The organism is uncultured Clostridium sp. (assembly GCF_934754925.1).
In the GTDB taxonomy this organism is placed as follows: Bacteria; Bacillota; Clostridia; order Clostridiales; family Clostridiaceae; genus Clostridium.
The window spans coordinates 1-8,618 of the sequence record NZ_CAKVJA010000066.1 but is presented as its reverse complement, the minus strand read 5'-3'; the positions used below and the strand labels follow the sequence as shown (position 1 = coordinate 8,618).

At 25.7% G+C, this 8,618-nt stretch carries 10 protein-coding genes and 1 tRNA gene; 2 read left to right on the top strand and 9 right to left on the bottom strand.

The window, feature by feature from the left end; all coding sequences use genetic code 11:
- Positions 1-396: 396 nt before the first annotated feature.
- Positions 397-1,074: a uracil-DNA glycosylase gene (locus Q0G30_RS13310; RefSeq protein WP_294390991.1), complete on the top strand. Its 678-nt coding sequence runs from the start codon at positions 397-399 to the stop codon at positions 1,072-1,074.
- Positions 1,075-1,131: 57 nt separating this feature from the next.
- On the opposite strand, the gene Q0G30_RS13305 is transcribed toward Q0G30_RS13310, so the two are convergent.
- Both Q0G30_RS13305 and Q0G30_RS13300 read right to left on the bottom strand, forming a co-directional pair.
- Positions 1,132-1,338: a hypothetical protein gene (locus Q0G30_RS13305; protein ID WP_294390989.1), complete on the bottom strand. Its 207-nt coding sequence runs from the start codon at positions 1,336-1,338 to the stop codon at positions 1,132-1,134.
- Between the two features lie 238 nt (positions 1,339-1,576).
- A tRNA-Phe gene (locus Q0G30_RS13300) sits at positions 1,577-1,652 on the bottom strand.
- 177 nt (positions 1,653-1,829) lie between these two features.
- On the opposite strand from Q0G30_RS13300, the gene Q0G30_RS13295 reads away from it, so the two are divergent.
- Positions 1,830-2,267 (top strand): hypothetical protein, encoded by a 438-nt coding sequence (locus tag Q0G30_RS13295; protein ID WP_294390986.1) that lies wholly within the window; start codon positions 1,830-1,832, stop codon positions 2,265-2,267.
- A 63-nt stretch (positions 2,268-2,330) separates the two neighbouring features.
- Here the strand turns inward: Q0G30_RS13295 and Q0G30_RS13290 are convergent, their stop codons facing one another.
- The 7 genes from Q0G30_RS13290 to Q0G30_RS13260 all read right to left on the bottom strand — a co-directional run bounded on the left by Q0G30_RS13290 (position 2,331) and on the right by Q0G30_RS13260 (position 8,245).
- A complete protein-coding gene (locus tag Q0G30_RS13290) occupies positions 2,331-3,281 on the bottom strand; it encodes a type II CAAX endopeptidase family protein (protein WP_294390982.1) in 951 nt (316 codons plus the stop codon).
- A 177-nt stretch (positions 3,282-3,458) separates the two neighbouring features.
- Positions 3,459-3,965: a nicotinamide-nucleotide amidohydrolase family protein gene (locus Q0G30_RS13285; protein WP_294390979.1), complete on the bottom strand. Its 507-nt coding sequence runs from the start codon at positions 3,963-3,965 to the stop codon at positions 3,459-3,461.
- A gap of 131 nt (positions 3,966-4,096) precedes the next feature.
- The gene (locus tag Q0G30_RS13280) at positions 4,097-4,333 is read right to left on the bottom strand and encodes a hypothetical protein (RefSeq protein ID WP_294390975.1); all 237 of its coding nucleotides are present in this window, start codon (positions 4,331-4,333) and stop codon (positions 4,097-4,099) included.
- A 174-nt stretch (positions 4,334-4,507) separates the two neighbouring features.
- A complete protein-coding gene (gene fusA, locus Q0G30_RS13275) occupies positions 4,508-6,595 on the bottom strand; it encodes an elongation factor G (RefSeq protein WP_294390993.1) in 2,088 nt (695 codons plus the stop codon).
- 439 nt (positions 6,596-7,034) lie between these two features.
- Entirely contained in the window at positions 7,035-7,511 is a 477-nt protein-coding gene (locus Q0G30_RS13270) for a VanZ family protein (protein ID WP_294390971.1), read from the bottom strand.
- 42 nt (positions 7,512-7,553) lie between these two features.
- Positions 7,554-7,997 carry a hypothetical protein gene (locus Q0G30_RS13265; protein WP_294390968.1) on the bottom strand — a complete coding sequence of 148 codons (444 nt, stop codon included), beginning with the start codon at positions 7,995-7,997 and terminating at the stop codon, positions 7,554-7,556.
- A 98-nt stretch (positions 7,998-8,095) separates the two neighbouring features.
- Entirely contained in the window at positions 8,096-8,245 is a 150-nt protein-coding gene (locus tag Q0G30_RS13260) for a hypothetical protein (protein WP_294390965.1), read from the bottom strand.
- Between the last annotated feature and the right edge of the window lie 373 nt (positions 8,246-8,618).

Below are 8,618 nucleotides of genomic sequence, written 5' to 3'. Positions count from 1 at the left end.
TTACTTTAACTATATTCTGTTCAATTTTCAAAGACCATTTACTCTGTCGCACCGAAGCGACTTCCTTATCTTATCATTTCTCCCGACTACTGTCAACAACTTTTTTCGAAAAGTTTTAACTTTCATCATTTTTAGAGAAATTACATTGTCGCATTGTTGCTAACAAACATTTGCTTTGTTTGTTTTTGTCATCAGCGACGAGATTTATAATATCACTATTCTTTTTTTATTATTATCATTTTTTATTTATTATATGCAAATATACTTAATATTACTTATTTTTTCTTATTTTTTCTCTATTTTTCTATTATTGATATACTAGGTAGCGTTTGTGTTATAATTATTTAATATTTATATATTAGATTAAAAAACTACATTTAAATAGGAGTGATTACAATGACAAATATATTAAAAAATGATTGGAAAGACCTGTTAGATGATGAATTTAATAAAGAATATTATCAAACTTTAAGAAAATTCTTAACAAATGAATATAAAACTAAAACAATATACCCTGATAAATATGATATATTTAATGCTCTACACTTTACCCCTTATAAGGATGTAAAAGTTGTTATACTTGGTCAGGATCCATATCATGGACCAGGTCAAGCACATGGATTAAGTTTTTCTGTTAATCCTGGTATAAAAATACCACCTTCATTAGTAAATATATTTAAAGAACTACATTCTGACTTAGGTTGTTATATTCCCAATAATGGATATCTTAAAAAATGGGCAGATCAAGGAGTGTTACTTTTAAATACTTCTCTTACTGTTAGAGCTAGTGAAGCAAATTCACATAAAAGCATAGGTTGGGAAATATTCACTGATCGAATTATTTCTATAGTTAATGAAAAAGAAGATCCTGTTGTATTTTTGCTTTGGGGCAATAATGCAATAAAAAAGAAATGCTTAATTACTAATAAAAAACATTTGATTCTTACATCTGTTCATCCAAGTCCTTTATCTGCATCTAGAGGTTTTTTTGGAAGTAAACCATTTTCAAAAATTAATAACTTTTTAATTTCCGTTAATAAAGACCCCATCGATTGGCAAATAGAGAATATCTAAAAAAAAGTTAGAACATTTTTCTTTGTTCTAACTTTTCTATTTATTAAATACATAAATTCAACTTATTAAATTATTATTTTTTCTAGTTTTCTTATAATATGAGTATATAAAAGATAAAATAATTCCAATAACTCCCCCTGAGGCAAATCCTAAAATAACATTTTCTAATAATAATCCTATTAAAGTTCCTATTCCAACCCCAAGGGCTATCCCCTTAGTCAAATATTCATACTCCTTATCTGAAAGTATTATTTTTTCTATCATACCTCTTCCCCCTTTTTAACTTTAAATAAATTATATACCCCAATTATTAATTATATCTTAATTTAAACTTAACAATAAATGAAATTTTTATAATCTAATTTTATATTATATAATCTCTTTCTATAAAGAGTTAATTATTACCTTTTATAACATTAAAATTAATCTCTTAAATATTTACTTTAATTCATTAATTTTTTACAATAAAAAAAAGCAACTTACTTATAATAAGTTGCTTTCCTGGTGGCTCGACCAGGAATCGAACCAGGGACACGAGGATTTTCAGTCCTCTGCTCTACCGACTGAGCTATCGAGCCTTAACAATTTCATTATACATATTATTTTATATTATGTCAAACACTTTTTATATATTTTTATATATTTTTATATATTTATTTTTAACTTACTTAATAAATATAATGAATAAATTAAGGTTATTTTTTATTACTAGTTAAATATAAATATATTATATAACATTTATTCTGGAGGTAACCTTGAAATACTTTATATTTTTAATACTTATATTTATTATTATATTTATGTATTTTTATTATGAAAAAAAATTAACTATAGCAAAAAAAAGAATATTAAGAACTTCTAATCAATTTAATAATATCAGAAATGAATATAGAAACGCTTTAACTAAAAATCAAAATATAAATGTAGAATTTGTAACTCCTACTGTTACAAGAGCTATAACTAATAATAATACAACCGTTTTTTTAGCTCCCATTATAGATTCCCCTAAAATTAGAGTATTAGATATAAAAATGGAAGTCAAAATTTTAGATAGTGCTATTATAAATAATAAAACTTGGTTCTATGTAAATTTACCTATTGATAGTACTTATAATTGTAGGGGCTGGATTAATAAAAATGACTTCTCTTTTATATATCAGCAATCTCAAAATACACCTTCTGTATACAATTAAACTTTATTACCAATTTAAAGGACCTAAGTAATTTAAAATATAATTATTGCTTAGGTCTTATTATTATCTATAAAGAAAATATTTAACTATTATTCCTGACATCATATATAACAAGTAAATTATTATAATAACTATAAAAGAAATATCAAATACCCTTTCATTACTTTTATTATACTTAATGCTTAATTCATCTTTATCTATTATTCCTCTTCTAATATTTAAATCCGCTAATTTCTTAATTATAAAATATGCTGCTATTCCAAACGCTAAAGCTATTAATCCATAAAAACTAGACATGAATATTTTTTCTTGAATATCTAAACTTCTTAGACTAACTTCTGTAGCTTGTTCCATAACTGGCGTATTTTCTGGAATTAAACTTAATAATTTTTGTAATGTTATAGAAGTTCCATTAATAAAAAAATGTATTAATGCTGATGCAAATATTGAGTTAGTTATTCTAACTACTAATGCCAATACAAATCCTAAAACTGCAGTATATAAAAATTGTTGAGGATCTAAATGCATTATTCCAAATAACAATCCTGTTATAATACAAGATAAATAAATATTCTTATCCTCATATCCAGATAAAACTATTCCACGTATTGTAATTTCTTCTGTAACAGCTGGTAGTACTGCTATAAGTAACAGTAATATTATATATGGTGAATTTACTATACCAGTTACAAAATTTCCAATTTCATTTTCAAAAAAGAACTGTGATAATAAAGAGAAGAATGTCATTATTGGTTGGTATACAAATGCTAATAATATTATTAATAGTGTATCTTTAAAATAAAGCTTGTTTAGCTTTAATACATCCTTTGCAGATTGTCTTGTAATAACTAAATATATAATTGCTGGAAAAATAAACGTTATAATATGACTAATTAATAACATTAATTTAGTATCAGTAATATTAAACCATTTAAACATTAGATGTATTGGTAAAAATAATTGCAATAATATAATTATTAAAAAATATGTGTTTGCTCTTAATACTTTTTTCATATATGTCTCCTTTTTAATTTTATTTATTTAATGTATATTAATTTTAATTAGTGACAATAATATAAATGAAGTTTTAAACTTCATAGTTAATCGCCTCTCCCCCATTTTATTTATATACAAAAATAATCCCGTTAATGTCATAAATATATTAATGGGATTATTTTTGTTTTCTCAAACCTATTTATAACCTTGATTTTCAAGTTCAATCTTAAGCATCTTTAAAGCATAATTAGTTGCAGAAACTCTTACTTCTTCTCTATTTCCACTAAAATTACATTTTTCAATAGTTGTATTATCATTTACATGTACAGCTATATAAACTAATCCAACTGGCTTTTCATTAGTTCCTCCACCTGGCCCCGCTATTCCTGTAGTAGCTATAGAGGTATTAGAAGAACTTTCTTTTGCGATTCCCTCTACCATTTCCCTAGCAGTCTCTTCACTTACTGCTCCATAAACATCAAGTGTTTCCTTTTTAACGCCAAGCCTCCTTATTTTAGCCTCATTAGAATAAGTTACTGCTCCCTCTAAAAATGCTGATGATATTCCAGGATATGAAATTAATTTAGCTGCCACCATTCCTCCTGTACATGATTCTGCCGTTGAAATAGTTAATTTATTATTACATAGTATTTCACCTAAAGTATACTCTATTGAATCTTTATTAATTATATCCCCTTGCATTTAATTCACCTCTCTTTAATTATATATAATAATTATACATTCTTTATTATTGTATTTACATATAGTTTACTTTACTTTCTTCTATTTAATTTACAAACAAAAATCTCTAAAGTAAAAACCTTAGAGACTTTTTATTTATATTTATTAGCACTAATATAATAATCTCCTGAATTATTTATCCCTTGCTCTAATATATAGAAATTGCTTTCTTTTAACATGGAGGTAATTATATTTACATGCTGCCTATTAGAGTTATCTAAAGTTATAGTAAAATTATCATTTCTATCTACTATCCCCATGTAATCATAAATATCACTATATTCACTAAGACCTAATTTTCCTCTTATATCCATCTTATAGTCTGGCATTTTTTACCCTCCTATTTATAATTTTTTACCCCCATAAATTAAAAAACTTCTCCTAACTGCCATTATTTTATGTAAATATTTATATTTTATTCTCAATATATTTTAAGTTTAAAATATATGCCTATTAGAACTTATAAAAAATATAGTTCTTAATAGGCATATTAAATATTATTTCTAGGCTTCTTCTCTTAAATTTCTAGCATCATCTAAAATCTTTCCAACCTCGCTAGCTGGAACTTCATCATATCTCAAAAATTCGCTAGTAAAATTTCCTCTAGCTTGTGTCATTGATCTTAAATCTGTAGCATAACTAAACATTTCTGCCATTGGAATCTCTGCACTGATTTTTTGAACTTTTCCTTCTGGCTCCATTCCTATAACTCTTCCTCTTCTCTTATTTATATCTCCCATTACATCTCCCATATAGGTATCAGGAACTAAAATTTTAACATTCATTATAGGTTCAAGTAAAATCGGTTTAGCAGCTTCTAATCCTTTTTTATATGCAATAGATGCAGCAACCTTAAATGCCATTTCTGATGAATCAACTGGATGATAAGATCCATCATATAATGTTGCCTTTAATCCAACAACTGGATATCCTGCTAAAACACCACTTGATATACAATCCCTTAATCCTTTTTCAACAGCTGGAATAAAGTTTCTTGGAACAGCACCTCCAACAACCTTATCAACAAATTCTAAATCTAATTCTCCATCTTGTCTTGGCTCAAATTTTATTTTTACATCTCCATATTGTCCATGTCCTCCTGATTGTTTCTTATGCTTTCCTTGTACATCAGATGTACCCTTTATAGTCTCTCTATATGGTACCTTAGGTTCTTGTAAAATAACATCTGCTCCAAATTTACTTTTTATTCTGCTAGCTATAACTTCTAAATGAGTTTCACCTAATCCCCAAATTATAGTCTCAGCATTTTCAACATCTCTTTCTACCTTAAATACAGGATCTTCTTCCATTAACTTAGATAATGATAATGATATTTTTTCCTCATCCCCTTTTGATTTTGGTAATATTGCCATAGGCATTACTGCATTAGGTAAATTTATCTTATCATATATTACTTTAAACTCCTCGCTACATAATGTATCTCCAGTTGCTGTATATTGCAATTTAGAAACTGCACCAATATCTCCTGCAACTATTTCTTGAGTTTGAATTTGATTTTTTCCTTTCATAAAAAATAAATGATTTAATTTTTCTTGTTTTTCTTTATTGGAATTTAATACAGTTAATTCACCTTTAATTTTTCCTGTCATAACTCTAAATAAAGATATCTTTCCAACAAACGGATCGGCAATAGTCTTAAATACTAAAGCTGAAAATGGTTTTTTATCATCAATCTTTATGAAAACCTCTTCATTGTTACTTAAATTTATCGCCTTTTGAGGAAGTGCATGTTCCGGTGATGGAAAACATTGAATTATAGTATCTATCATTGATTTTATTCCTATTAGTTTTGAAGCACTACCACATAATACAGGTGCTATTTCACCTTGAGCACATCCTTTCATTAATCCAGAATAAATATCTTCATCGCTTAACTCTCCATCATTTAAATATTTATCTAATAATTCTTCATCCGTTTCTGCAACTGCTTCCATTACCATTTGCTTGTATTCCTCAATTTTATCAACTAATTCTTCAGGTATATCTATTGATTCTGCCTTAGATGTTTTAGAGTTATATCTTACTGCAGTTTTTGATATAACATCAATTATTCCACTAAAATTATTCTCTCTTCCTATAGGATATTGAATTGGAACAATACTCATTCCAAAAGTATTTTTCATTTCTTCTAAAGTTTTATCAAAATCAGCATTTTCTCTATCCATTTTATTTATAAAGAATGCTCTTGGTAATTTTATTTTTTCGCAATAATCCCAAGCCTTTTCAGTACCAACTTGTACTCCTGATACAGCACACACTACAATTGTAGCTATATCAACAGCTCTCATTCCTTGATACATCTCACCTTGGAAATCAAAATACCCTGGCATATCGACTATATTAATTTTAGTATCTCTTTCTTCAAGGGAAGCAACTGAAGCTGATAACGATATTCCTCTTTTCCTTTCCTCTTGCTCATAATCCATAATCGTATTACCTTCTTCAACTTTTCCTAATCTATCAGTATTATTTGTATAAAATAATAGGGCTTCTGATAAAGATGTTTTTCCTGTTGATCCATGACCTATTAAACCTACATTTCTAAGTTTCTTATAGTTATAGTCTTTCATAATGTCGCGATAATACATTTTAGTATTATCATTCACCACCTTTCTTTATATAGATTAATTAATTATCATTTTATTAGTAAATATTATTTTAAAGTTATACTTAATCTTTATGAAGTTATACATATAAATAGTACATAATTCCCTTCTTCCTATTAATCTTAAACTTTTTTAAGTTACTTAAAACTATTCCAATTAATTATAGTTTAACCATATAAGATATTATTTTATTCTAACTTATATCTATATTGTATAAATAAGGTTCATATATTTCTCAAAATTAATTAAATAATTAAACTTTATTTCATTAATTAGATTTAATATAAAAATAAGACTTATACTAAATTCTTAATCTTTAGTATAAGTCTTTATAATTTGAAACTACATTTTTATATTTCTTATTTAATATTTTTATATTATATGATAATTATATTTTAAACATTTAATCTATTACTTTTTCTCTATAACAAGAATTACGCTTCTTAATTAATTTAATTTTGCAAATAACTATATTAACTATAAATCCCAAAACTCCTCCTGAAAAATCAATTACTATATCCCTAATAGCCATCTCTCTTCCAGGTATAAAATATTGATGAACTTCATCACTAATTGCATATCCTAATACAATAAATAAACTATAAATTCTTGCTTTTTTTATATCAACATATTGTTTACAAATATTAATAGAAAAACAATATAATATAAAATATTCTGTAAAATGCGCTGCCTTTCTTACAAGAAATGAAGTTATTTCTCCTAAATGGTTATTTAAATCAATTCCTATAGTAGCAAATAATTTTATCACTAAATCACTTTGTTTAGTAGAAATATCTGCTGGCTGATTTGACATACAAAATATTAATAGCATCCATCCAATTAACAAGCTCCAGCTAATTATAAGTCTTTTGTTCTTCATCTTCTTCTCCTTAATCTACTAATCAGTTAAATAAAAAACTATTTAATTCTTTTCAACTAAATATCTATTTATATAAGCTAATGACTCCTCCAAGATTCCTTGACTACTCTCCAAATCTTGTAACTTAACTTCTAAATTACATATTCTTTGTTCTAATAAATACATAAGCTCCTTAATATCATTTAACAATTTTGCTTCATAAGATACTTGAATGCCATCTGAATCTATATATATTTTTTCTGGAGTTGAACCACACTCTACGCACTTTGCATATATACCTTCCTTTTCTGTATCTCTAAATACTTTAAAAGTGTCATTATTACATTTAGAACAATTAGATAGTATGATAAAATCATAATAACTTATATCAAACTCATATTTACTTTTACAATGTACACATGTTAAAACCAAATTATTGCCTTGAGTTTCTATAAAAAAAGTATTTCCTGAACAACCTTCCTTTTCGCATACCACTGTTCTTATCATAAATATTACCTCCTATATTTAAATAGAAATATACTTCTCTCAAAAATTATTATGATATATTTTTAAATAATATGCTTAAAGATTAGATGTTAAAAAATTTATTTTACTACAGATAACTTATCTAACTCATTTTTTATATTGTTAATTTCCTCATCTATTTCGCTTGTACTTTTTCCAGCTAAGACTAAATCTCTCTTTTCAAGTTTTAACTGAATAATTTTTTCTTCTAAGTTTATTTTCTTTTCCACACAACCACTCCCATTCTTATATTATGATAAGAATACTTAATAAGTTTTTTATACAGTTCTAATTTTATAAATGTTATAACACTATTATATAATACTTTATTAGAATGATAACAAAAAAACAATAATAAATTTAAATTTATTTTACGACATAATATTATATATTTTTTATTAATTACTATTTTTTTATTTTTTATATAAATAAAAAAAATCATCCTTTCACAATAATATAAATTATAAAAAAGAATGATTATATATTCGTTATATTGTAAATTATGATAAAATAAAAAAGCTACGAATTATATCGTAGCTTTTGGTGGAGGTAAAGGGATTCGAACCCTTGACCCCTTGCGTGCAAGGCAAGTGCTCTCCCAAC